The sequence below is a fragment of the Polaribacter sargassicola genome (assembly GCF_021991835.1).
Taxonomy (GTDB): Bacteria; Bacteroidota; Bacteroidia; order Flavobacteriales; family Flavobacteriaceae; genus Polaribacter; species Polaribacter sargassicola.
The window spans coordinates 1-370 of the sequence record NZ_JAHDAU010000074.1 but is presented as its reverse complement, the minus strand read 5'-3'; the positions used below and the strand labels follow the sequence as shown (position 1 = coordinate 370).

Annotated in this window: 1 protein-coding gene; it reads right to left on the bottom strand. The window is 74.3% G+C overall.

Going from position 1 to position 370, the window contains the following annotated elements:
• The coding region (locus KI686_RS17440; protein WP_237590307.1) for a DEAD/DEAH box helicase family protein at nt 1–370 on the bottom strand (370 nt) is incomplete at both ends.

Genomic DNA, 370 nt, shown 5'->3' with positions numbered 1-370 from the left:
CAGGCACCTCGTGGTCGATGATCGGGGCGGGCGCGGCATCCGTGCCGAGGACGGCGGCGATGCGCGCGGCGTCGAGCGTGGCCGACATGGCGATCAGCACGAGGTCCTCGCGCAGCTCGCGCGCCTCACCGAGCAGACCGATCAGCAGGTCGGTCTCCAGCGCGCGCTCGTGCACCTCGTCGATGATCACGGCGTCCACGTCGTCGAGCCCCGGATCATCCAGCATCCGCCGCAGCAGCACTCCCGCGGTGACGAACTCGACGCGCGTGTCGCGGCTGACCGCGCGCTCGCCGCGCACGGTGAAGCCGATGCGGTCGCCGAGGTCGGAGCCGTCCAGCTGCGCGAGCCGGCGGGCGGCGGCGCGCGCCGC